The following is a 21239-nucleotide window of genomic DNA, read 5'->3' as shown; positions in this document are numbered from 1 at the left end:
GCGCGGCTCAGATCGCCGAGCTGTGGCCCTTGCCGGAGAGCGTGTAGGCGTCGAAGGCCCGCGCGATCATCCGGGTCAGCGCCCGACCCTCATGCGGGATCTCGATGATGCGCTCCCTGAGCTTCATCGCGCCCGGGAATTTCCGCGCCGCCGTCTCGGCCGGCTGTTGCAGCGTGCCCGGCGCGGCCCCGCATTCGGACTCGATCGCGTCGAGATCGGCGCGGAACTGGCACATCAACTCCTCGATCACGCGGCCGCGCACACAATCCTCGCCCTTGAAGACATGGCCGCGCGCGGTGGCGAGTCCGCCGCCGCGCACCATGCGCTGATAGTCGGCGGTCTTGCTGGCGTTCTGCGCATAGCCCTGCGGGAAGCGCGAAATCGCCGAGGCCCCCAGCCCGACAAGGGTGCGTGCCTGGTCGTCGGTGTAGCCCTGGAAGTTCCGCCTCAGCGTGCCGTTCTGCAGGGCAAGATCGAGCCCGTCGCCGGGTTTCGCGAAATGGTCGATGCCGATCTCGCGATAGCCGGCCCAGACAAAGAGCCGTCGCGCCGTGTCGTAGAGATGCAGGCGCGACTCGGGCGTGGGCAGCGCCTTGACCGGGATCATCGTCTGGCGCCGCGCCATCCACGGCACATGCGCATACCCGTAGAGCGCGACCCGGTCCGGCTCCAGCTCCAGCAGCTTTCTGGTGCTGTCGGCGATCCTGGCGTTGTCCTGGAAGGGCAGCCCGTAGAGGATATCCGCGTTCAGACTGCGGATGCCGCGCGCGCGCAGCGCCTGCACGGCGTCGCGCGTGACCTCGAAGCTTTGCACGCGGCCGATGACTTTCTGGATCTCGGGATCGAAATCCTGCACCCCGATCGAGGCACGGTTCATGCCGGCGTCGGCCAGCGCGTCGAGCCGCGCCGAATCGATCTCGTTCGGATCGATCTCGACCGAGAATTCCGCGTCCCGGGCGAAGGGGAACTCCGCCGTGACGGTCGCCGCCAGGTCGGAGATCATCTCGGCGGGCAGGATCGTCGGCGTGCCACCGCCCCAGTGCAGCCGGCTCAGCCGCACGTCATCGGGCAGCGCGGCGCGCACGCGCGCGATTTCCTGCTTGAGCGTTTCGACATAGAGCCGCACCGGCAGATCGTTCGTCACACCCTGGGTTCGGCAGGCGCAGAACCAGCACAATCTGCGGCAGAACGGCACATGCAAATATAACGAAACCGCATCCCCGTCGGGCACAGCCGCCAGCCAGCGCCCGAAATCATTGGCATCCACGTCGTCCGAGAAATGCGGCGCCGTGGGATAGCTGGTGTAACGCGGGACCTTGGCGTCAAAGAGCCCCAACCGCGCGAGTTGCGATTCATGTTTCATCGTCATACCTTATGAGTGTAAACGCGCCGATCATCCTTGATCGAAATCAAACCGAGGAAGTCATGGCCGATACCGGCTTGGCCGAGGTCCACGTCAAGTGCTCTAGCTGCCCGATACGTCATCGGGCCGTCTGCTCGCGTTGCGAGCAGGACGAGCTCGATGTCCTCGACCGTATCAAGTATTACAGAGACTTTACGCCCGGCCAGACGATCGTTTGGGCGGGTGACGAAATGGATTTCGTGGCCTCCGTGGTGACGGGGATCGCGACTTTGTCCCATACCATGGAAGACGGGCGGCGGCAGATGGTGGGGCTGCTTTTGCCCAGCGATTTCCTGGGCCGCCCTGGCCGCGAGACCGCGCCTTACGACGTGGTGGCCACCAGCAAGATCACGCTGTGCTGTTTCCGCAAGGGCCCGTTCGAAGAACTCCTGCGCTCGACGCCGTCCATCAACCAGAGGCTGCTGGAAATGACGCTCGACGAGCTCGACGCGGCGCGGGAATGGATGCTGATCCTCGGCCGCAAGACGGCCCGCGAGAAGATCGCGAGCCTGCTCGCGATCATCGGGCGCCGGGACGCCAGCCTCAACATGTCGACGGCTGATGGCCGGCTGGTCTTCGACCTGCCCCTGACACGCGAGGCGATGGCGGATTACCTCGGCTTGACGCTCGAGACCGTCAGTCGCCAGATCTCGGCACTGAAGCGCGACGGCGTGATCCAGATCGAGGGCAACCGCCACGTCACCGTGCCGGATTTCCAGCGCCTGATCGAGGAAACCGGCGACGACACGGATGGTGGCCTGATCGCGTGATCCGAACGCGCGGGGGCAGCGCCCCCGCCTGGCCCGGGTCAGTGGGCCATCAGCACCGGAAGCTCGGATTCGGCCAGCATGTCGCGGGTCGCACCGCCGAGGATCGACTCGCGGAAGCGCGAGTGCCCGTAGGCCCCCATCACGATCAGGTCGGCGCCCTCGTCCGTGGCGTGGCGCATCAGCACGTCCGACACCTTCGGCATGGTCTTGGGCAGCACCGAGGCCTCGACCGAGATGTCGTGGCGCGACAGCATGCGGCAAAGCTCGGCCCCCGGGTCGGCCTGTTCCGAGGCGTGCTGGTAAGGATCGATGATCGCCACGTCGACCTCGTCGGCGGCCTGGAGAATCGGCATCGCGGCGCGGATCGCCGACAGCGCCTCGACGCTTTCGTTCCAGCCGATCACCACCTTCTTGCCAAAGCGCGCCATCGGCTTGCCCGGCACGACGAGCACCGGGGCGTTACCCTCGAAAAGCGCGGCCTCGAGAACGGCGGCGTCCTCGACCTCGTTATCGCCGCCATAGGGCTTCGAGAGCACCACGAGATCATTGTAGCGGGCGGTCTGCCCGACAACCTCGGCGATCGCGCCGATCTGGACCACGGCGGCGCGCACGGCATAGGGAATGTCCTCGCCCTTGAGCCGCGCCTCGACGGCGTCATGTGCCGCCTGCGCCTCTTCGCGGGCCCTCGCGATGCCCTGTTCGAGCAGGGCCGGCGACGCGGTGTCGAAATAATAGCCCACCTGAACACGATCGACCCCGAGGCACAGCACGTCGAGGTGCCCGCCTTCCTGACGGGCAATCTGCACCGCCGAGTCGAGCGCCTCGGGCTTCACCGTCTCGCCAAGTGTGACCGTCAGTATCGATTTGTAGGCCATGTCGCGTTTTCTCCCATTCGCGTTGGTTTTTGCACGCTAGGCGCCCACTATCGAGGCTTCCTTGATATGGGTCAAAGTGCGTCCACGGCCCTTTTGACATGGATCAAGGCAAGCCGCGACGCGATCGGCAGGTTCGCGGCGTAGAAACCGTGCGTGACCGGGCGTGGATTCGGTTGCGAAATATAACTAGGGGACGTGCGATGTGGGATTATCTCAAACTCGCTCTTCTGGCAGTGATCGCGCTTCTGGCGGCGATCGCGGCCAACTACGCCCGTGACCTTGCCTACCTGGTGAACGCTTTGACGATCATGCTGGTGGCAGGCGGGCTTTTCCTGTGGGTGCTCCGCAGGACAGACGAGCCAAAACCGGCGGCCGTCGAAACCGGCTACATGGACGGCGTCGTGCGCTACGGCGTGATCGCGACCGCCCTGTGGGGCGTCGTTGGCTTCCTGGTCGGAACCTTCATCGCATTCCAGCTGGCCTTTCCGCAGCTCAACTTCGAGTGGGCGCAAGGCTACATGAACTTCGGGCGGCTGCGGCCGCTGCACACCTCGGCCGTGATCTTCGCCTTCGGCGGCAACGCGCTGATCGCGACCTCGTTCTACGTTGTCCAGCGCACCAGCGCCGCCCGGCTCTGGGGCGGCAACCTCGCCTGGTTCGTGTTCTGGGGCTACCAGCTGGTCATCGTCCTGGCCGCGACCGGTTACCTGCTGGGCGCCACGCAGTCCAAGGAATACGCCGAGCCCGAATGGTACGTCGACTGGTGGCTGACCATCGTCTGGGTGGTCTACCTGGCCGTGTTCCTCGGCACGATCATCAAGCGGAAGGAACCCCACATCTACGTGGCGAACTGGTTCTACCTCTCGTTCATCGTCACGATCGCCATGCTGCACGTCTTCAACAACCTGTCGATCCCGGTGTCGCTCTTCGGCTCGAAGTCGGTGCAGGTCTTCTCGGGCGTGCAGGACGCCATGACCCAGTGGTGGTACGGCCACAACGCGGTGGGCTTCTTCCTGACGGCGGGCTTCCTCGGGATGATGTACTACTTCGTGCCGAAGCAGGCCGAACGCCCGGTCTACAGCTACAAGCTGTCGATCGTGCACTTCTGGGCGCTGATCTTCCTCTATATCTGGGCCGGCCCGCACCACCTGCACTACACGGCGCTGCCCGACTGGGCCTCGACGCTCGGCATGGTGTTCTCGGTCGTGCTCTGGATGCCCAGCTGGGGCGGCATGATCAACGGCCTGATGACGCTCTCGGGCGCCTGGGACAAGCTGCGCACCGACCCGATCATCCGGATGATGGTCGTCTCGGTCGGCTTCTACGGCATGTCCACCTTCGAGGGCCCGATGATGTCGATCAAGGCGGTGAACTCGCTCAGCCACTACACCGACTGGACGATCGGCCACGTGCACTCCGGTGCGCTCGGCTGGAACGGCATGATCACCTTCGGCGCGCTCTACTTCCTGGTGCCGCGGCTCTGGAACCGCGAGCGGCTCTATTCGCTCAGCCTGGTGTCCTGGCACTTCTGGCTCGCCACCATCGGCATCGTGCTCTACGCCGCGTCGATGTGGGTCACGGGCATCATGGAAGGCCTGATGTGGCGCGAGGTCGACAGCCAGGGCTTCCTGGTCAACGCCTTCGCCGACACCGTGAGCGCCAAGTTCCCGATGTACGTCGTCCGCGCGCTTGGCGGGGTGCTCTACATCGCCGGGGCACTGATCATGTGCTACAACCTCTGGATGACCGTCGTTCGCGGGCAGGCGAAAGCCTCTGCCCCGGCCGCGGCTCCGGCTGAATGAAGGAGGGCCGGATGTCCATTCTCAGCAAGCATAAGGTAATCGAGAAGAACGCGACGCTGTTGCTCGTTCTCAGCTTCCTGGTGGTCACCGTCGGCGGCATCGTCGAGATCGTGCCCCTGTTCTACCTGCAGAACACGATCGAGAAGGTGAAGGGCATGCGCCCCTACGCACCGCTGGAACTGGCCGGGCGCGACATCTACATCCGCGAGGGCTGCTACGTCTGCCACAGCCAGATGATCCGCCCGATGCGCGACGAGGTCGAGCGTTACGGCCATTACAGCCTGGCGGCGGAGTCGATGTACGACCACCCGTTCCAGTGGGGCTCCAAGCGGACCGGGCCGGACCTGGCCCGCGTCGGCGGCCGCTACTCGGACGAGTGGCATGTCGATCACATGATCGATCCGCAGTCCGTGGTGCCGGAATCGGTGATGCCGAAATACGGCTTCCTGATGAACCGCGAGATCGACGGCGAATACATCGAGGATCTGATGCGGACCAACCGCATGGTCGGGGTGCCCTACACCGACGAGATGCTCGAGAACGCCGTGGCCGACTTCCGGGTTCAGGTGGAGCCCTTCGGCGACACCGACGGCCTGCTGGCGCGCTATCCGAAAGCACAGGTTCGCAATTTTGACGGGCAGCCCGAGCTGACCGAGATGGACGCGCTGATCGCCTATCTCCAGATGCTGGGCACGCTGGTGGACTTCTCCACCTTCACCCCGGTCGCGAACCGCTGAGGAGACGGGAATGGAGACCTACTCGATCCTTCGCCAATTCGCCGACAGCTGGATGATGCTTTTCCTGCTGCTCTTCTTCCTCGGCGTGGTTGTCTGGGCGTTTCGCCCGGGCAGCCGGGCGAAGCATCGCGACATCGCCAACATTCCCTTCCGGCATGAAGACAAACCCGCGGACACCGACTCTCACGGGGACGGTGATCGGTCCAAGGAGACGCGGAAATGAGCAAGAAAACCGAAAACCAGGAACCGGATACCACCGGCCACGAGTGGGACGGGATCAAGGAATACGACAACCCCATGCCGCGCTGGTGGCTCTGGACTTTCTACGCCACGATCATCTGGGGCGTGGCCTACACCATCGCCTACCCGGCCTGGCCGCTGATCAAGGAGGCCACCCCCGGCCTGCTCGGCTACAGCACCCGGGCCGAGGTCGCCGAGGAAATCCAGCGCTTCGAAGAGATGAACGCCCCGCTTGACCAGAAGCTGGTCGCGACCGAGCTGGCCACCGTCCCCGATGACGCCGAGCTGCACAGCTACGCCGTCAACGGCGGCGCGGCGGTGTTCCGCACCTGGTGCGCGCAGTGCCACGGTTCCGGCGCGGCGGGGGCCAAGGGCTACCCGAACCTGCTGGATGACGCCTGGCTCTGGGGCGGCTCGCTGGAGGAGATCGAATACACCGTCGCCCATGGCATCCGGAACGAGCAGGATCCCGACGCCCGCTGGTCGCAGATGCCGGCCTTCGGCGAGATCCTCGAGGAACAGCAGATCAGCGAGGTCGTGCATTATGTCCGGCAGATGTCCGGCCAGGAGCACGACGCCGACCTGGCTGCCGCGGGCGAGACCGTCTACCTGGACAACTGCGCCGCCTGCCACATGGAAGACGGCACCGGCGACACCTTCCAGGGCGCGCCGAACCTCACCGACGCCATCTGGCTCTATGGCGGGGACGTCGAGACGCTGACCGAAACGGTGGCCTACAGCCGCTTCGGCGTGATGCCGCCCTGGAACGAGCGTCTGACGGAAGCCGAGATCGACCAGGTCACGCTCTACGTCCACCAGTTGGGCGGCGGGGAATAAGTTTCTCCCGAACCCGGGGGCACGTTCCCCCGGCACTGCACCGGCCCCTTTTCCTGTTCGCGCGTTTCTCGGGGGGGCCGGTGCTTTTTTTCCGGGTCAGCCCTTGCGGGAAAAGATCCGGCGCCACCCGCCGCCAGCCGCCTGCGAAGAGGCCTCGGCGCGCGATGCAATCATGAAAGTCTGAGCGTAGATCCCGATCATGGCGGGCCTCCTTTCCTGTGGTATCTGCCCTTGCATATCGCCCCAAAGGGTCCAGATTGCGAGTCAGGAAAAATTCCAACATGAAAGTCTGGCTTTCAGATGAACTGGCGTCGCCTCCCCCCGCTCCACGCGCTCCGCGCCTTCGCCGCCCTGGCCGAACATGGCAGCCTCTCCGCCGCCGGCACGGCGCTCAATGTCAGCCATGCGGCGGTCGGCCAGCAGGTGCGCGCGCTCGAAGCCCATCTCGGCCTGCGGCTGGTCGAGAAATCCGGCCGCAGCCTTGAGCTGACCCCGGCGGGTGCACGGCTCGCCGACACGCTGAGCGGCGCTTTCGCGGCCATCGGACGCGAGGTCGACGACATCACCGGCGCCGACGCCGACCGGCCTCTGCAGGTCTCCACCACCCCGACCTTCGCGGCCAACTGGCTCCTGCCCCGGATCGCGGATTTCCATGGCCGCCACCCCGAGATCGACGTCATGCTGAACCCGACCCCGCAACTGGTCGCGCTGGAGCCGGGCGGCATCGATATCGCGATCCGTTTCGGGCGCGGCGACTGGCCGGGGCTGGACTGCGCGCAGTTGCTGTCGACCGATCTCGCCATCGTCGCCAGCCGCAGCCTGATCGGCGATCGTGACATCCGCACCCCGGCGGAGTTGCTGGACTATCCCTGGCTGCAGGAACTCGGCACCACCGAGGTCACCGACTGGCTGAAGCGCATGGGCGTGACAGAGGGACGCGTCCGCACCATGACCCATGTGCCGGGCAACCTGGTTCTGGACGGCGTCCGGCGCGGCACCGGAATCTCGGCCACGACCCGCGCCTTCATCGAGGACGATATCGCGGCTGGCCGGTTGCGCGTGCTCTTCGAGGAACCGCAGCCGGGATCGGGGTATCACATCGTGACCCGCCCGGGCGTCCTGCGCCCCTCTGCCAAGGCCTTCGCCGCCTGGCTGCGCCGGCAGGCCGCGGCCTGAGCCCCGGCGCCTTTCCGGGGCAGGCACGGCAAATCATAGGTTTGCCGTGCATATTTTGATCTGGGTCAATGCCACCCGCGCCGGGCCCTGCCAAAACGAGCCGAACCTGCAGGTCTGTCCGGAGTATCTTCGTGGCCGTTTCGGAAAAGCTTCCCCCCCGCCTCTACGCCGCACGCGAGCCGATCTTCCCGCGCCGGGTCTCGGGCCAGTTCCGCACGCTGAAATGGTGGATCATGGCGGTAACGCTGGGCATCTACTATCTCACGCCCTGGATTCGCTGGGACCGGGGGCCCAACCTGCCCGACCAGGCGGTGCTGGTGGATCTCGCCGACCGGCGCTTCTTCTTCTTCTGGATCGAGATCTGGCCGCACGAGTTCTATTTCATCGCCGGCCTGTTGATCATGGCGGGCCTGGGGCTCTTTCTCTTCACCTCGGCCCTTGGACGGGTCTGGTGCGGCTATACCTGTCCGCAGACGGTCTGGACCGATCTTTTCATTCTCGTCGAACGCTGGATCGAGGGCGACCGCAACAAGCGCGTCCGGCTCTGGAACGCGCCCATGTCCTTTCGCAAGGCCCGGCTGAGGGTCACGAAATGGACGGTCTGGCTGCTGATCGCCGTCGCGACCGGCGGTGCCTGGGTGTTCTATTTCGCGGATGCTCCCACGCTGTTGCAGAGCCTCCTGACCTTCGACGCGCCGCCGGTCGCCTATGGCACCATCGGCGTCCTGACCGCGACGACCTTCGTCTTCGGCGGGTTCATGCGCGAACAGATCTGTATCTATGCCTGCCCCTGGCCGCGCATCCAGGCCGCCATGATGGACGAGGACACGATCACGGTGGCCTACCGCGAATGGCGTGGCGAACCGCGCGGCAAGCACCGCAAGGGGCCGGAGGCCGACAAGCTGGGCGACTGCATCGACTGCATGGCCTGCGTGAACGTCTGCCCGATGGGCATCGACATCCGCGACGGCCAGCAACTCGAATGCATCACCTGCGCGCTCTGCATCGACGCCTGTGACGACGTGATGGAGAAGATCGGCAAGCCGCGCGGGCTGATCGACTACATCGCGCTCTCCGACGAGCCCCGCGAACGCGAGGGGCAGCCACCCAAGGCCGTATGGAAGCACGTCTTCCGTCCCCGCACGATGCTTTATACCGTCCTCTGGGCGGCGATCGGGCTCGGGCTCGTGGTGGCGCTCTTCATTCGCCCCGAGATCGACATGACCGTCGCCAAGACCCGGAACCCGGTCAACATCGTGCTGTCCGACGGGGCGATCCGCAACAGCTACGACGTCCGCCTGCGCAACAAGCACGGCGAGGCACGCCCGTTCCGGCTGTCAGTCAGCAGCGAGGCCCCGCTGAACATCGAGGTCGAGGGCGCCGGCGGCGATGCGACCGTCACGGTGCCGCCCGACTCGACGCTGCAGCAGCGGGTCTACGTGGTCGCGCCGGCAGGCACGGCCGCCGCCACGACGGAACGCACGGAGATCCGGCTCTGGATCACCGACCAGATCAACGAGGAACGGTCCTACGAGGACACCCATTTCAACGGGAGAGCGCAATGACGACCGACACCGGCAAACCACTGACCGGCCGCAAGGTTCTGGCCATCGCCGTGGCAGCCTTTGGCGTCATCATCACGGTCAACATCGTCATGGCCTGGCAGGCGGTCAGCACCTTCCCCGGGCTCGAGGTCAAGAACAGCTACGTCGCCAGCCAGAAATTCGAGGAACGCCGCACCGCGCAGGAGGCGCTTGGCTGGACGCTCGACACGCAATACGCGGCGGGGCTGCTGACGCTGGACTTCACCGGGCCCGACGGCCGCGGGCCGGAGATCACCGATCTCTCCGTTCTGGTTGGCCGCACGACCGAGTCCCGCGACGACATCCGCCCGGAAATGGCCGGCGTCCAGGGCCGGTTCACGGCCCCGATGGATCTCGACTACGGCAAGTGGCTCGTGCGGGTCGAGGCCACATCCGCCGACGGCACCGTCTTCCGGCAGCGCCGGGACATTTTCGTGGGCCGCTGAGATGAGCGACACCGCGCGCCCCTCGGTCGCCGCCTGCCCCGCCTGCGTGGCGACGCCTCCACGCCCGGAGTCCGCGCCTGAAAAACCCGGCCGGCTGATGCTGTCGCTGCCGGGCATTCACTGCGCCGGTTGCATCGCGACCGTCGAGAAGGGGCTCAACGCCCTGCCGGGTGTGCACGAGGCCCGCGTGAACCTGACGCTCAAGCGCGCGGCGGTGGATGCCGACGCCGACATCACCGCCGAGGACCTCGTCGCCGAACTCGACCGGCTGGGCTACGAGGCGCATGAACTCGACCCGGGCACCATCGCCGCGACCGAAACCGACAGCGCCGGCCGCGACCTGCTGATGCGGCTGGCGGTGGCGGGTTTTGCCATGATGAACGTCATGCTGCTCTCGGTCGCGGTCTGGTCGGGCGCCGAGGACGCCACCCGCGACCTGATGCACTGGATCTCGGCGATGATCGCGCTGCCGGCGGTCGCCTTCTCGGCGCGGCCCTTCTTCGTCAACGCGCTCTCCGCCCTGTCCGCCCGCCGGCTCAACATGGACGTGCCGATCTCGCTCGCGATCATCCTCGCCGCCGGCATGTCGCTTTACGAAACGGCCATGTCGGGGCGCCACGCCTATTTCGACGCCGCGCTGTCGCTGACCTTCTTCCTTCTCGGCGGGCGCTATCTCGATCATCGCACCCGCGCCACCGCGCGGTCCGCCGCGCAGGAACTGGCCGCCCTCGAGGTGCCACGCGCCGTGAAGCTCGAGGACGGCAGGGAAGTCGTCACGCCGATCGCGGAACTGGCCATCGGCGACCGCGTCGTGGTCAAGCCCGGGGCGCGCGTGCCGGTGGACGGCGTCGTCGAGATCGGGACCAGCGAAATCGACCGCGCCCTCCTGACGGGCGAAAGCCTGCCGGTCTTCGCCGGCCCCGACAGCGATGTGGCCGCGGGCGAACAGAACCTGACCGGCCCGCTGACGGTGCGCGTCACCGCGCGGGGCGAGGACACCCGGCTTCACAAGATCGCGGACCTTGTCGCGCTGGCCGAAACGGCGCGCAACCGCTACACCTCGCTCGCCGACCGCGCGGCGGCGGCTTACGCGCCGGGGGTCCATCTTCTGGCGCTTTTCGCCTTCGCCGGGTGGATGATCGCGTCGGGCGACGTGCGACTGTCCATCAACATCGCCATCGCCACGCTGATCATCACCTGCCCCTGCGCGCTGGGGCTGGCCGTGCCCGCGGTGACCACCGCGGCCAGCGGGCGGCTTTTCCGCAAGGGTGTCCTGCTGAAGAGCGCCACCGCGCTGGAACGGCTGGCCGAGATCGACACCGTGGTGTTCGACAAGACCGGCACGCTGACGCTCGGCACCCCCGAGATGCAGGGGCTCCGGGACCATGCACGCACGGATCTCGCGCTGGCCGCGGCGCTGGCCGCCGGGTCGTCGCACCCGCTGGCCCAGGCGCTGGCCGGGGCGGCCGCGGCCGACGGCGTCACGCCGGCCGATGTGTCGGAGATCCGCGAGGTGCCCGGCTACGGCGTCCAGGCGCTATGGGGCGGGCAGCGCGTGCGGCTCGGCCGCGCCAGCTGGGTCGGCGCAGAGGCCGCCGCCGAGGGCCCGGCCACCTGGCTGCAGGTCGGCGATGCCCCGCCGGTCCGGTTCGATTTCACCGACGAGCTGCGACCGGGCGCGGCGGAGGCGATCGGGGCGCTGCGCGGGGCCGGCTGCCGCGTCATGCTGATCTCGGGCGACAGCGACCGCGCCGTTGCCGCCACCGCCGACCGGCTTGGCATCGCGCTCCACGAAGCCGGCGCGCTGCCAGAGGACAAGGCGGGCCGAATCGAGGCGCTGCACCGGGAAGGCCACAAGGTTCTGATGGTCGGCGACGGGCTCAACGATACCGGCGCGCTGGCCGCGGCGCATGTCTCGATCTCGCCGGCTTCGGCGCTGGACGCGGCGCGGGTGGCCTCGGACATCGTGCTGTTGAACGGCGACCTGACCGTGCTGGGCGATTGCCTCGTCACCGCCCGGTCCGCGACCAAGCGGATACGCGAGAATTTCGGGATCGCGACCGCCTATAACGCCATCGCCATCCCGATCGCGCTGGCGGGCTTCGCGACGCCGCTTGCCGCGGCTTTGGCGATGTCGATCTCGTCGATCACGGTGTCGCTCAATGCCCTCCGACTGCGCTAGGGTCAGGGCATGGACGTTCTGACATACCTGATTCCAATCTCGCTGGTGCTCGGCGGCATTGGCCTCGCGGCCTTCTTCTGGGCGCTCAAGACACGCCAGTTCGAGGATCCCGACGGCGACGCCCAGCGCATCCTGCGCACCGATTACGACGACGAGCCCAAAGAGGACTGAGGCGCCAGCGCGGGGGTGACAGCCCCCGTCCGCTGATCCATAAGGTGCCTCGTAACAGGCCAGCCGCAGGATCACGCCACCGTCATGAGCCAAACCGCCCCGCGCCACCGGTCGGCCGTCGCCCTGGCCTGCAACGACGCCTATGCGCCCTACGCCTTCTTCGTAGCCGACCAGATCGCCCGGCTGCATCCAGAGCGCAGCTTCGACATCTGCATCGCGATGCCGGATCCGCCGGCACCGCCGGCGTCTCTGGCCCGGCACGACATCCGGCTGCTACGCTTCGCCGACGGCAACCCCTTCGACGATGGTCCCAATCCCGGGCGGCACGGCGGCGCGGCCTATCTCCGGCTCGTTCTGCCGGATCTGCTGGCGCGGGACTACGACCGGATGCTCTATCTGGACAGCGACGTGTTCGTTACGTCCGGCGGGCTCGACCAGCTCCTGCAAATGGATCTCGGCCCCCATCCCGTCGGGGCGGTGCGTGACAACCTCCAGTGGCGGACGCCGGATCGGCAAGTGCCGGAATTCCGGAAAATGGGGCTCGGGCGCGCACCCTATTTCAACTCGGGCGTCCTGCTGATCGACATCCCCCGGTTCCGGGCCGAGAGCGTGCTTGACCGCTGCCTCGAGACCTTCGCCATGCATCCCGAAGCACTGCCCCGGCACGACCAGTCGCTTCTGAATATCGTGCTGCACGGCGGCTGGGCGGAACTCAGCCCGGTCTGGAACTGGCAGTATACCTGGTCCTCGCGCTTCTTCGCCGATCTCGTCGCGCCGAAGATCCTGCATTTCATCGGAACCGTGAAACCATGGCGTGACCGCAAACGCCGGTTGCCGGAACGCTACCGCGCCCCCTATGCCGCCTTCCTGGCAGAAACCTATCCCGACCGCCCCGACCTGGCCCTGCCCAGCCCGGACGGGCCAGCCGCGCTGGACGAGATGGGGCCGAGCTTTCTCAAGCACTGGCAAAGCCTCGGGGCGATGCGGCGATACCTGGGGCGGTTCACCTCGCCCTACGCCCGCGCCGAGGGGGAGCGGCAGGCGCTCAGGCGATCTTGACCGTGACGCCGCCCACCCCGGCAATCTCCACCTCGCAGGTATCGCCGCGCTCCAGCGGGCCGACGCCCGCGGGCGTTCCGGTAAAGACCAGGTCGCCCGGCTGCAACTCGATCGACCGCGCGAGAGACGCGATGATCTCGGGCACGCTCCAGATCATCTCGGCCAGATCGCCTTCCTGGCGGGTTTCGCCGTTCACCCGGCAGAGGATCCTGCCGGATGCGGGATGCCCCGTCGCGGCGACCGGGCGAAGCGGACCGCACACCGCCGAACGGTCGAAGCCCTTGGCCCAGTCCCACGGCCGGCCGGCCTTTTTCGCCGCCGCCTGCAGGTCGCGCCGCGTCAGATCATTGCCGGCGGCATAGCCCCAGACATGGGACAGCGCGTCGGCCTCGGCGATCTCGCGCCCGCCGGTACCGATCGCGACGACGAGCTCGGCCTCGTGGTGCAGGTTCTGCGTCTCGGGCGGGTAATCGAGGATGGCGCCGTCATCGACCACGCTGTCCGCCGGCTTGGTGAAGAAGAAGGGCGGCTCGCGCTCGTCATTGCCCATCTCCCGCACATGCGCGGCATAGTTGCGCCCCACGCAAAAGATGCGACGCACCGGGAAGCGGTCGGGCGTGTCGGCGACGGCGACGGACGGCGTGGCGGGCGGGGGGATCACGAAACGGGTCATGGCGGCTCCTTTGTCGGCGCCTATTCCTGCCCTGCCCTGCCCCCGCGCACAAGCGCTCAGGGGCCGGAAATCTCGCAGCCGAGCCGGCGGGCGGAGAGACGGGCACAAGCGGTTTCCGCCTCTGCGCGGGTGAGCCCGACGAAATTGGCCTCGAACCCGGTCGGACGGCGCACGACCTTGCGCAGGGCCTCGTCCAGCGTGTCGAGTTCCTGCAGCGCCGTTTTCAGCAACAGTTTCTCGGCGTGGTAACGCGACGGCTGCTGCCCGAGATTGATCGCCCAGAGCCGCTCACCCGATGTCGAAGACCGGGCGACGACCTCGAGTTTCGCGGCGCCGGCGGCCGTGGCGACGGCCTGCACGGCCGGCTTCGGGCGCGGCGCCGGCGTTGCGGCGGTCGCGGCCATCGCGACGACTTCGGTGCCCCCTTGGGGGACGACGTCGTCGGGGCGCGCCCGCGGGTCCGGCGCGGCCTTGAGTGCCGCCACCTCGGCGACCGCGGTCTCGATATCTTCCTGCATGGCGATCAGGATCTCCGGCGCAGGTGCGGCCAGGGGCCGCGACCGGGGCCGCAGGCTCCGGGTTACGGCGAGCGCGAAGGACCCGGCGCCGCCGCCGGCATAGTCGGGGCGGGCGGGCTCGCGCAGCGCGACGCGTGTCGGCGAGCGCTTGAAGCCCATGTCGAGCAGTTCCGCCACGCGCTGGTTGCGCCAGGTCGAGGACCGGCCGCCGAAGACCGTGGCGATCACCCGCTCGTTGCCGCGCCGGGCCGAGGCGACCAGATTGAAACCGGCGGCGCTGGTATAGCCCGTCTTGATGCCGTCGGCACCGCGATAGGCGCCCAGTAGGCGGCGGTTGGTGTTGCGCACCTCGCGAATGCCCGCATGGGTCGATTGGCGCGAGAACAGGTTGTAATATTCCGGGTAGTGGAAGAAGAGCGCGCGGCCCAGCTGGGTCATGTCCCGCGCCGTCGAAAGATGGCCGGATTCGGTCAGGCCATGGGCGTTCTTGAACGTGGTCCGCGCCATGCCAAGCGCCTTGGCCGTGCGGTTCATCCGCCGGGCAAAGGCGGCCTCGGACCCTTCGATTGCCTCGGCAAGCGCGGTCGCCGCGTCGTTCGCGGATTTCACCGCGGAGGCCCGGATCAGGTAGCGCAGCTTGATCGTCGATCCCGCGCGAAGGCCCAGTTTGGACGGCGGTTCGGCCGCGGCCCTGCGGGAAATCTTTACCGGCGTGTCCAGCGTGATCTCGCCGTTTTCCACCGCCTCGAAGACGACGTAGAGCGTCATCATCTTGGTCAGGGACGCCGGGTGAAGACGCGTGTCGGCGTTACGGGAATGGAGAACCTCGCCGCTGCGGGCATCGATCACCATTGCGGCGTAGGGCGCCGCAGAGGCTGCGCCCGCCACCAGCACATACACGGCCAGAACCGCCACGGCCCGGGCGATGAGATCAGTCAGTTTTTTCAAGGCACCTGCTCGACACTGCCCCTGTCCCCGCGTTTGGCCACGGTGGACGTTTCATTTATAGGTAGAGTATCACAGCTTCCCCACAGGTAAAGCATTTAATTTCAAGGGGTTTCACGACAGAGTTCGGGCACCCAACATATCGCGGCCGCATCGCCGCCACCCGCTAGATCGAGTCCGCGGCCCGCCGTATTTCCCGAACAAGGTCAGGCAGTTCGCCCAGGTCGCCCAGTTGGAGAAACCGCGGCTCGGACTCGGGCGCGGTGTCGTGCTCCACCTCCCAGGTCAGGTCGTGCGGCACGAAGACCCCCCAGGCCCCGGCCCGGATCGCGGGAACGATATCCGATCTCAGGGAATTGCCGACCATCATCGCGTGCGCCGGTCCCCCGCCATGGACGCTGAAGGCGCGCATGTAGGTCTCGGGGGTCTTGTCGCTGACGATTTCGACCGCGTCGAACATGTCGCCCAGCCCCGATTGCGCGAGCTTGCGCTCCTGGTCGAGCAGGTCCCCCTTGGTGATGAGCACCAGGCGGTAATGCGGCGCGAGGGCGGCGACGGCCTCGGCGGCCCGGGGCAAAAGCTCGATCGGATGACGGAGCATCTCGCGCCCGGCCTCCATGATCTCGCGGATGACGGCGGCCGGCACGCGATCCTCGGTCACCTCGATCGCGGTCTCGATCATCGAGAGCGTGAACCCCTTGATGCCGAACCCGTAATGACCCAAGTTGCGCCGCTCCGCCGCGAGAAGACGCTGGTCGAGATGATCCGGCCCGGCATACTCGGCCAGAAGCGCCTTGAAGCGCTCTTGCGTGATCCGGAAAAACCGCTCGTTCTGCCAGAGCGTGTCGTCGGCATCGAACCCGATCGTGGTCAGTGCATGCATGCGGCCCCCGGCTTTTCCACCCGCGCCCTCTTTTCACGGATTTCCGCAGGAATATATAGTGGGGTCGAGATTCGGACCCGGAAAGTGGGAGACGACTCCGTGCGTGACTTCCCGATCATGATGGCGGACAAGAAAGAGGACGGCGAAAGCGACGCGGCGGTCATCACCAAGGCCAAGCCCAAGACGCAGCGCCCCCCTCTCTACAAGGTTCTGCTGTTGAACGATGACTATACGCCGATGGAATTCGTCGTTCACGTTCTCGAGCGGTTCTTCGGGCTGTCGCACTCCCAGGCCGTCGAGATCATGCTCACCGTCCACAAGAAGGGCGTCGCCGTGGTCGGCGTGTTCTCCTACGAGGTGGCGGAGACCAAGGTCGCCCAGGTCATGGATTTCGCGCGGCGCAACCAGCATCCGCTGCAATGCACCATGGAAAAGGAATAGGCGGCCCCGTCCGCCCCGCACCCGATGGCCGCATCGCGTCTCTCCCTCGCCGTCGAGACCGGGGCCCTGCCGCTGCCGGCACAGGGGCGGATCGGCCTGTTCCGGGTCCGTCCCGACCATGACCTGACGGCCTTCCCGGCCGAACGGCTGCACATCGTCCAGGGGTTCTGCCCGCATTACAGGGCCCTGGCCGCGCGGGGGCTCGACTGCAGCGTCACCGCCGAAGGCCCCTATGCCGCCGTGCTGGTCGCGGCGACCCGCAGCAAGGAAGAGACGCTCGGCCTGATCGCCGACGCCCTGGCCGAGACCCAGCCCGGCGGGCTGGTCGCCGTCGATGCCCAGAAGACGGAAGGCGCCGAGGCGCTGCTGAAAGCCTGCAAGCGGGCACTCGGCGTCGAGGACGTGGTGTCCAAGGCGCATGGCAAGCTTTTCACGCTGCGCCGTCCCGAAACCCTGCCCGGGACCGTGGCCGGCTGGGCGGCGGCGGCGGCCGCGCGCCCCGGCGCAGGCGGTTTCGTGACGCGGCCGGGGATTTTCTCGTCCGACGGCGCGGATCCGGGCTCGGTCCTGCTGGCCGACCATCTGCCCGACGCGCTGAAGGGGCGGGTTGCCGACCTGGGCGCCGGCTGGGGGTATCTCTCGCATCGCCTGCTTGCCCTTGAGGCCGTGACCCAGCTGGACCTGGTCGAGGCCGAACACGCCGCGCTCGAATCCGCGCGGGCCAACATCACCGACCCGCGCGCCCATTTCCTATGGGAGGACGCGACAAGCTGGCGGCCGGGCGCCGTCTATGACGCGGTGATCTCGAACCCGCCCTTCCACACCGGCCGCGCCGCCGACGCGTCGCTCGGCCAGGCCTTCATCCGCACCGCCGCCGCGATCCTGAAGCCCGGCGGACAGTTCTGGATGGTGGCAAACCGCCAACTGCCCTATGAACGGACCTTGGAGGCCGCCTTCCGCGAGGTTGAAACCGTCGCGGAGACCCCCGCCTACAAGATCTTCCGCGCCGCCCGGCCGGCGCCCCCGAGCAAGCGAGGAGCGCGCCCGACATGACCTTTTCCGTAGCCGGCAAGACCGCCATCGTGACCGGCGCCGCCAATGGCGTCGGGCTTGCCATCGCGCGGCGCTTCGTCGATGCCGGCGCCAACGTCATGTTCGCCGACATGGACGAGGCGCGGCTGAAGGACGAGATCGGCAAGAGCGACGCCGACGCCTCCACCGCGCGCGCCTTCGCCGGCGACCTGCGCGAGAAGCTGACCCAGGCCAACCTTCTGTCGGCCACGATCGACGCCTTCGACCGCGTGGACATCCTGGTCAACGGGTCGCGCCAGGTCATGTTCTCCGACCCGCTCGACCGCGACGACGACTCCGTCGACACGCTTTTGCAACAGAACCTCCTGGCCAATCTGCGGCTCAGCCAGCTTGTGGCCAAGCGGATGATCGCCCAGGCCGAGGAGTCCGGCGAGGAGGAAGGCACGGTCGGCGCGATCGTCAACCTGTCATCGGTGGCGGGGCAGCGGACCCGGCCCGACCTGCTGGCCTACTCGGTCAGCTGCGCCGCGCTCGACCAGTTGACGCGCTCCCTGGCCGTGGCGCTGGCGCCCCACCGCATCCGGGTGAACGCCATCGCCTTCGGCAGCGTGATGAGCGCGAGCCTGCGCCAGGCGCTGCGCGACGACAGCGACCTGCGCGACGCCATCACCACCGCGACGCCGCTCGGGCGCATCGCGCCGCCGGGCGAGGTCGCGGATGCCGCGCAATTCCTCGCCTCCGACAGCGCGGGCTTCATTACCGGGGAAATCCTGCGCGTGGATGGCGGCCGGTCGATCCTCGACGCGGTCGTGGCCTCGGCCCACTGACATGCGGCGCGCGGGTCCGCGCGCCACGCCTTCTCTCTCGCGCCCCTGCGGGGCGCTCGGGTGCCTCCGGCGGGGATATTTCGCCCACTTGGAGCCGGCGCGACGCTCAGCGCCCGGCGGTGTCGTCCTCGTCGTCTTCCGCGTCCGTGTCGGAGTCGGGCAGGTTGAAGAGGCTGTCGGCATCGACCGGGGTCTCTTCCTTGTCGCTGCTGTCCGACTCGTCCGAGCCGCCGAGGGTGAAGGTCTCGAGCCCGGAGATGCTCGACGGCATCTTCGGTTCGGCCTCCATTTCGAGCGACTGCTCGGTCGAGACCAGGCGGCGGCGTTCCTCGTCGGACATCAGCTCGCCGTCCTTGGCTTTCTTGGCCGCGGCTTTGCGCACGGCCTCGTCCAGCTCGGTCTGTTTGCAGAGGCCCAGCGCCACCGGGTCGATGGGCTGGATGTTCTGGATGTTCCAGTGCGTGCGCTCGCGGATCGACTGGATCGTGGGCTTGGTGGTGCCGACCAGCTTGGAAATCTGGCTGTCGGTCAGTTCGGGGTGAAACTTCACCAGCCACAGGATCGCGGCGGGTCGGTCCTGGCGCTTGGAAAGCGGGGTGTAGCGCGGACCGCGGCGCTTTTCCTCGCCGGCGGCGGCGGGGTTGTGCTTGAGCTTGAGCTTGTAGGCGCGATCCTTTTCGCCCCGCTCGATCTCTTCGGGATCGAGCTGGTTGTTGGCGATGGGATCGAAGCCCTTTATCCCGGCCGCGACCTCGCCATCCGCGATGCCCTGCACCTCGAGCTCGTGCAGGCCGCAGAAATCGGCGATCTGCTTGAAGCTGAGCGTGGTGTTGTCCACGAGCCAGACGGCGGTGGCTTTCGCCATGATCGGATAGGCCATGTTCGGAACCCTCTTTCAGATATGCGTCACCCGTGCCGGGAAGTCGGCTGCGCCCGGACCGGGCGCGGTTTCCTCGATGACGGGGAAGTCGCGACGTATATAATCGCCACCGACCCGGATGCAAAGGGGGAAATGATGCGCGTTATCCTGGCGCTGCTGCTGATGGCGGGGATGGCCCGGGCCGGGTCGGACCGCCCCGGCGATTTCGACTACTACGTGATGGCCCTGTCCTGGAGCCCGAGCTGGTGCGCGCTGGAGGGCGACGCGCGCGGCGCCGCGCAATGCGATCCGCGCCGCGGTCACGGCTTTGTCCTGCACGGGCTCTGGCCGCAGCACGAGACCGGCTGGCCGGCCTGGTGCGACAGCGACGCGCGCGCCCCGTCCCGGTCGGAGATCCGCGCGATGGTGCCGATCATGGGCTCGGCCGGGCTGGTCCGCTACCAGTGGGAAAAGCACGGGCGCTGTTCGGGTCTCGCCGCCGGGGCCTATTTCGACGCGGCGCGCCGGGCCTGGACGCGCGTGCGCCGGCCCGCGGCGCTCCGCCAGCCGGACCGCCCGGCGCGGCTCGCGCCCGCAGAGGTGGAGCGCGCCTTTCTCGCCGCGAATCCCGGCTGGACGGCGGACATGGTGACCATCACCTGCAAGAACGGCCACATCCAGGAAGCGCGGATATGCCTGACGAAGGATCTCGCGCCGCGCCCCTGCGGCGCGGACGTGGTGCGCGATTGCCGGGCGCGCGCGGCCCGGATGCCGCCGGTCCGCTAGGCGATCTTCAGGACGATCTTGCCCATGTGGGTGGAGCCTTCCATCCGGGCATGGGCGGCGGCGGCCTTCTCCAGCGGAAATTCCGAGTCCATCACCGGCCCGACGGCGCCGGTCTCGAGCAGAGGCCAGACACGGGTCCGAAGCTCGTCGGCGATTCGCGCCTTGGCGAGATCCGATTGCGGCCTGAGCGTCGATCCGGTGATCGTCAGCCGACGCGCCATGACCTGGGCGAAATTCAGGTCGACCTTGGGGCCGGACAGGAAGGCGATCTGCACCAGCCGGCCGTCGTCGGCCAGCGCCTTGACGTTGCGCGGGATATAGTCGCCGCCCACCATGTCGAGGATCAGGTCGGCGCCCCGCCCGTCGGTGGCGTCCTTCACGGCGGCGACGAAGTCCGTCTCGCGGTAGTTGATCGCGCGCTGGGCGCCGAGATCGCGGCAGAGCGCGCATTTCTCGTCGGACCCGGCGGTCGTCAGCACGCGGGCGCCGAAATGACGGGCCAGCTGGATGGCCGTGGTGCCGATGCCCGACGATCCGCCATGGACGAGGAACACCTCGCCGCCGGTAAGCCGGCCGCGCATGAACACGTTGCTCCAGACGGTGTAGTAGGTCTCGCAGAGCGCCGCGGCGCGATCCAAAGGCAGGCCCGCGGGAACGGGCAGCGCGTGGTCCTGGTGGGTGACCGCGTACTCGGCATAGCCGCCCCCCGGCAGGAGTGCCGTCACCGGGTCGCCGACCGCCCAGCGGCTGACATTCGGTCCGACCGCGGCGACGGACCCTGCCGATTCGAGACCGGGCAGGTCCGACGCCGTCGGCGGCGGCGCGTAGGCGCCCGCGCGCTGCAGCGCGTCGGGGCGGTTCACCCCGGCATAGGCGTTACGGATCAGGATCTGTCCAGGGCCGGGCACCGGCACGGGGCGGGTCACCGGGCGCAGCACCTCGGGGCCGCCCGGTTCGGAGATTTCCACGGCGCGCATCGTCTCGGGCAGGGTCAT

22 protein-coding genes are annotated in these 21239 nt (G+C 67.7%); 15 read left to right on the top strand and 7 right to left on the bottom strand.

The features are described 5' to 3' along the window. Positions 1-7: 7 nt before the first annotated feature. Positions 8-1363 carry an oxygen-independent coproporphyrinogen III oxidase gene (gene hemN / locus ACQ5SP_RS08705; protein WP_430937966.1) on the bottom strand — a complete coding sequence of 452 codons (1356 nt, stop codon included), beginning with the start codon at positions 1361-1363 and terminating at the stop codon, positions 8-10. Between the two features lie 62 nt (positions 1364-1425). Between hemN and fnrL the strand changes: the two genes are divergently transcribed. Continuing rightward, the gene (gene fnrL / locus ACQ5SP_RS08700) at positions 1426-2172 is read left to right on the top strand and encodes a transcriptional regulator FnrL (RefSeq protein WP_430937965.1); all 747 of its coding nucleotides are present in this window, start codon (positions 1426-1428) and stop codon (positions 2170-2172) included. Positions 2173-2210: 38 nt separating this feature from the next. On the opposite strand, the gene ACQ5SP_RS08695 is transcribed toward fnrL, so the two are convergent. Continuing rightward, on the bottom strand, positions 2211-3047 hold the full coding sequence (locus tag ACQ5SP_RS08695) for a universal stress protein (RefSeq protein WP_430937964.1): 837 nt from the start codon (positions 3045-3047) through the stop codon (positions 2211-2213). Positions 3048-3247: 200 nt separating this feature from the next. Here ACQ5SP_RS08695 and ccoN point away from each other — a divergent pair, with 200 nt between their 5' ends. From ccoN to ACQ5SP_RS08645, 10 genes are all read left to right on the top strand, one after another. Further along, complete coding sequence (gene ccoN / locus ACQ5SP_RS08690; RefSeq protein ID WP_430937963.1) at positions 3248-4849, top strand: cytochrome-c oxidase, cbb3-type subunit I; 1602 nt, start codon at positions 3248-3250, stop codon at positions 4847-4849. A gap of 11 nt (positions 4850-4860) precedes the next feature. Next, positions 4861-5586 carry a cytochrome-c oxidase, cbb3-type subunit II gene (gene ccoO / locus ACQ5SP_RS08685; protein WP_430937962.1) on the top strand — a complete coding sequence of 242 codons (726 nt, stop codon included), beginning with the start codon at positions 4861-4863 and terminating at the stop codon, positions 5584-5586. Positions 5587-5596: 10 nt separating this feature from the next. Beyond that, positions 5597-5809, top strand: a complete 213-nt coding sequence (locus ACQ5SP_RS08680) for a cbb3-type cytochrome c oxidase subunit 3 (protein ID WP_430937961.1) — start codon at positions 5597-5599, stop codon at positions 5807-5809. Next, positions 5806-6663: a cytochrome-c oxidase, cbb3-type subunit III gene (ccoP, locus tag ACQ5SP_RS08675; RefSeq protein WP_430937960.1), complete on the top strand. Its 858-nt coding sequence runs from the start codon at positions 5806-5808 to the stop codon at positions 6661-6663. Before ACQ5SP_RS08680 ends, ccoP begins: the two co-directional genes overlap by 4 nt. 300 nt (positions 6664-6963) lie before the next feature. Then, on the top strand, positions 6964-7839 hold the full coding sequence (locus ACQ5SP_RS08670; protein ID WP_430937959.1) for a LysR family transcriptional regulator: 876 nt from the start codon (positions 6964-6966) through the stop codon (positions 7837-7839). A 131-nt stretch (positions 7840-7970) separates the two neighbouring features. Then, on the top strand, positions 7971-9404 hold the full coding sequence (gene ccoG / locus ACQ5SP_RS08665) for a cytochrome c oxidase accessory protein CcoG (RefSeq protein WP_430937958.1): 1434 nt from the start codon (positions 7971-7973) through the stop codon (positions 9402-9404). Next, positions 9401-9868 (top strand): FixH family protein, encoded by a 468-nt coding sequence (locus ACQ5SP_RS08660; protein ID WP_430937957.1) that lies wholly within the window; start codon positions 9401-9403, stop codon positions 9866-9868. The genes ccoG and ACQ5SP_RS08660 overlap by 4 nt, the downstream gene beginning before the upstream one ends. 1 nt (position 9869) lies before the next feature. Continuing rightward, complete coding sequence (locus ACQ5SP_RS08655) at positions 9870-12050, top strand: heavy metal translocating P-type ATPase (RefSeq protein ID WP_430937956.1); 2181 nt, start codon at positions 9870-9872, stop codon at positions 12048-12050. 9 nt (positions 12051-12059) lie between these two features. Further along, positions 12060-12221 (top strand): cbb3-type cytochrome oxidase assembly protein CcoS, encoded by a 162-nt coding sequence (gene ccoS, locus ACQ5SP_RS08650; RefSeq protein ID WP_430937955.1) that lies wholly within the window; start codon positions 12060-12062, stop codon positions 12219-12221. A gap of 84 nt (positions 12222-12305) precedes the next feature. Continuing rightward, positions 12306-13280 (top strand): glycosyltransferase family 8 protein, encoded by a 975-nt coding sequence (locus ACQ5SP_RS08645; RefSeq protein ID WP_430937954.1) that lies wholly within the window; start codon positions 12306-12308, stop codon positions 13278-13280. On the opposite strand, the gene ACQ5SP_RS08640 is transcribed toward ACQ5SP_RS08645, so the two are convergent. From ACQ5SP_RS08640 to ACQ5SP_RS08630, 3 genes are all read right to left on the bottom strand, one after another. After that, positions 13267-13953, bottom strand: a complete 687-nt coding sequence (locus ACQ5SP_RS08640) for a fumarylacetoacetate hydrolase family protein (RefSeq protein ID WP_430937953.1) — start codon at positions 13951-13953, stop codon at positions 13267-13269. The genes ACQ5SP_RS08645 and ACQ5SP_RS08640 overlap by 14 nt on opposite strands. Before the next feature lie 56 nt (positions 13954-14009). Continuing rightward, positions 14010-15410: a D-alanyl-D-alanine carboxypeptidase family protein gene (locus ACQ5SP_RS08635; RefSeq protein ID WP_430938165.1), complete on the bottom strand. Its 1401-nt coding sequence runs from the start codon at positions 15408-15410 to the stop codon at positions 14010-14012. 172 nt (positions 15411-15582) lie between these two features. Then, complete coding sequence (locus ACQ5SP_RS08630) at positions 15583-16299, bottom strand: HAD family hydrolase (protein ID WP_430937952.1); 717 nt, start codon at positions 16297-16299, stop codon at positions 15583-15585. Between the two features lie 117 nt (positions 16300-16416). Here ACQ5SP_RS08630 and clpS point away from each other — a divergent pair, with 117 nt between their 5' ends. Genes clpS through ACQ5SP_RS08615 form a run of 3 tightly spaced genes read left to right on the top strand, consistent with a single transcriptional unit; the run spans position 16417 to position 18599 of the window. After that, positions 16417-16740: an ATP-dependent Clp protease adapter ClpS gene (clpS, locus tag ACQ5SP_RS08625; protein ID WP_430938164.1), complete on the top strand. Its 324-nt coding sequence runs from the start codon at positions 16417-16419 to the stop codon at positions 16738-16740. Between the two features lie 24 nt (positions 16741-16764). Next, the gene (locus ACQ5SP_RS08620) at positions 16765-17793 is read left to right on the top strand and encodes a class I SAM-dependent methyltransferase (protein ID WP_430937951.1); all 1029 of its coding nucleotides are present in this window, start codon (positions 16765-16767) and stop codon (positions 17791-17793) included. Then, the gene (locus ACQ5SP_RS08615) at positions 17790-18599 is read left to right on the top strand and encodes an SDR family NAD(P)-dependent oxidoreductase (RefSeq protein WP_430937950.1); all 810 of its coding nucleotides are present in this window, start codon (positions 17790-17792) and stop codon (positions 18597-18599) included. The genes ACQ5SP_RS08620 and ACQ5SP_RS08615 overlap by 4 nt, the downstream gene beginning before the upstream one ends. A 106-nt stretch (positions 18600-18705) precedes the next feature. Here the strand turns inward: ACQ5SP_RS08615 and ACQ5SP_RS08610 are convergent, their stop codons facing one another. After that, positions 18706-19479, bottom strand: coding sequence for a DUF1013 domain-containing protein (locus ACQ5SP_RS08610; protein WP_430937949.1), 774 nt, complete (start codon positions 19477-19479; stop codon positions 18706-18708). 135 nt (positions 19480-19614) lie between these two features. On the opposite strand from ACQ5SP_RS08610, the gene ACQ5SP_RS08605 reads away from it, so the two are divergent. Further along, the gene (locus ACQ5SP_RS08605) at positions 19615-20244 is read left to right on the top strand and encodes a ribonuclease T2 family protein (protein ID WP_430937948.1); all 630 of its coding nucleotides are present in this window, start codon (positions 19615-19617) and stop codon (positions 20242-20244) included. Here ACQ5SP_RS08605 and ACQ5SP_RS08600 read toward each other — a convergent pair. Continuing rightward, entirely contained in the window at positions 20241-21239 is a 999-nt protein-coding gene (locus tag ACQ5SP_RS08600; protein ID WP_430937947.1) for an NAD(P)H-quinone oxidoreductase, read from the bottom strand. The two genes, ACQ5SP_RS08605 and ACQ5SP_RS08600, sit on opposite strands and share 4 nt — an antisense overlap.

This window comes from Rhodovulum sp. YNF3179 (assembly GCF_050586465.1).
Lineage (GTDB): Bacteria > Pseudomonadota > Alphaproteobacteria > Rhodobacterales > Rhodobacteraceae > CAJXYS01.
This window is presented reverse-complemented; position numbering and strand designations above follow the sequence as displayed.

What these genes read in the sequence shown, in the direction of transcription:
- hemN (WP_430937966.1), bottom strand. Translation starts at nt 1,363, where the DNA reads ATGAAACATGAATCGCAACTCGCGCGGTTGGGGCTCTTTGACGCCAAG.
- fnrL (WP_430937965.1), top strand. Translation starts at nt 1,426, where the DNA reads ATGGCCGATACCGGCTTGGCCGAGGTCCACGTCAAGTGCTCTAGCTGC.
- ACQ5SP_RS08695 (WP_430937964.1), bottom strand. Translation starts at nt 3,047, where the DNA reads ATGGCCTACAAATCGATACTGACGGTCACACTTGGCGAGACGGTGAAG.
- ccoN (WP_430937963.1), top strand. Translation starts at nt 3,248, where the DNA reads ATGTGGGATTATCTCAAACTCGCTCTTCTGGCAGTGATCGCGCTTCTG.
- ccoO (WP_430937962.1), top strand. Translation starts at nt 4,861, where the DNA reads ATGTCCATTCTCAGCAAGCATAAGGTAATCGAGAAGAACGCGACGCTG.
- ACQ5SP_RS08680 (WP_430937961.1), top strand. Translation starts at nt 5,597, where the DNA reads ATGGAGACCTACTCGATCCTTCGCCAATTCGCCGACAGCTGGATGATG.
- ccoP (WP_430937960.1), top strand. Translation starts at nt 5,806, where the DNA reads ATGAGCAAGAAAACCGAAAACCAGGAACCGGATACCACCGGCCACGAG.
- ACQ5SP_RS08670 (WP_430937959.1), top strand. Translation starts at nt 6,964, where the DNA reads ATGAACTGGCGTCGCCTCCCCCCGCTCCACGCGCTCCGCGCCTTCGCC.
- ACQ5SP_RS08660 (WP_430937957.1), top strand. Translation starts at nt 9,401, where the DNA reads ATGACGACCGACACCGGCAAACCACTGACCGGCCGCAAGGTTCTGGCC.
- ACQ5SP_RS08655 (WP_430937956.1), top strand. Translation starts at nt 9,870, where the DNA reads ATGAGCGACACCGCGCGCCCCTCGGTCGCCGCCTGCCCCGCCTGCGTG.
- ccoS (WP_430937955.1), top strand. Translation starts at nt 12,060, where the DNA reads ATGGACGTTCTGACATACCTGATTCCAATCTCGCTGGTGCTCGGCGGC.
- ACQ5SP_RS08645 (WP_430937954.1), top strand. Translation starts at nt 12,306, where the DNA reads ATGAGCCAAACCGCCCCGCGCCACCGGTCGGCCGTCGCCCTGGCCTGC.
- ACQ5SP_RS08640 (WP_430937953.1), bottom strand. Translation starts at nt 13,953, where the DNA reads ATGACCCGTTTCGTGATCCCCCCGCCCGCCACGCCGTCCGTCGCCGTC.
- ACQ5SP_RS08630 (WP_430937952.1), bottom strand. Translation starts at nt 16,299, where the DNA reads ATGCATGCACTGACCACGATCGGGTTCGATGCCGACGACACGCTCTGG.
- clpS (WP_430938164.1), top strand. Translation starts at nt 16,417, where the DNA reads ATGATGGCGGACAAGAAAGAGGACGGCGAAAGCGACGCGGCGGTCATC.
- ACQ5SP_RS08620 (WP_430937951.1), top strand. Translation starts at nt 16,765, where the DNA reads ATGGCCGCATCGCGTCTCTCCCTCGCCGTCGAGACCGGGGCCCTGCCG.
- ACQ5SP_RS08615 (WP_430937950.1), top strand. Translation starts at nt 17,790, where the DNA reads ATGACCTTTTCCGTAGCCGGCAAGACCGCCATCGTGACCGGCGCCGCC.
- ACQ5SP_RS08610 (WP_430937949.1), bottom strand. Translation starts at nt 19,479, where the DNA reads ATGGCCTATCCGATCATGGCGAAAGCCACCGCCGTCTGGCTCGTGGAC.
- ACQ5SP_RS08605 (WP_430937948.1), top strand. Translation starts at nt 19,615, where the DNA reads ATGCGCGTTATCCTGGCGCTGCTGCTGATGGCGGGGATGGCCCGGGCC.
- ACQ5SP_RS08600 (WP_430937947.1), bottom strand. Translation starts at nt 21,239, where the DNA reads ATGACCCTGCCCGAGACGATGCGCGCCGTGGAAATCTCCGAACCGGGC.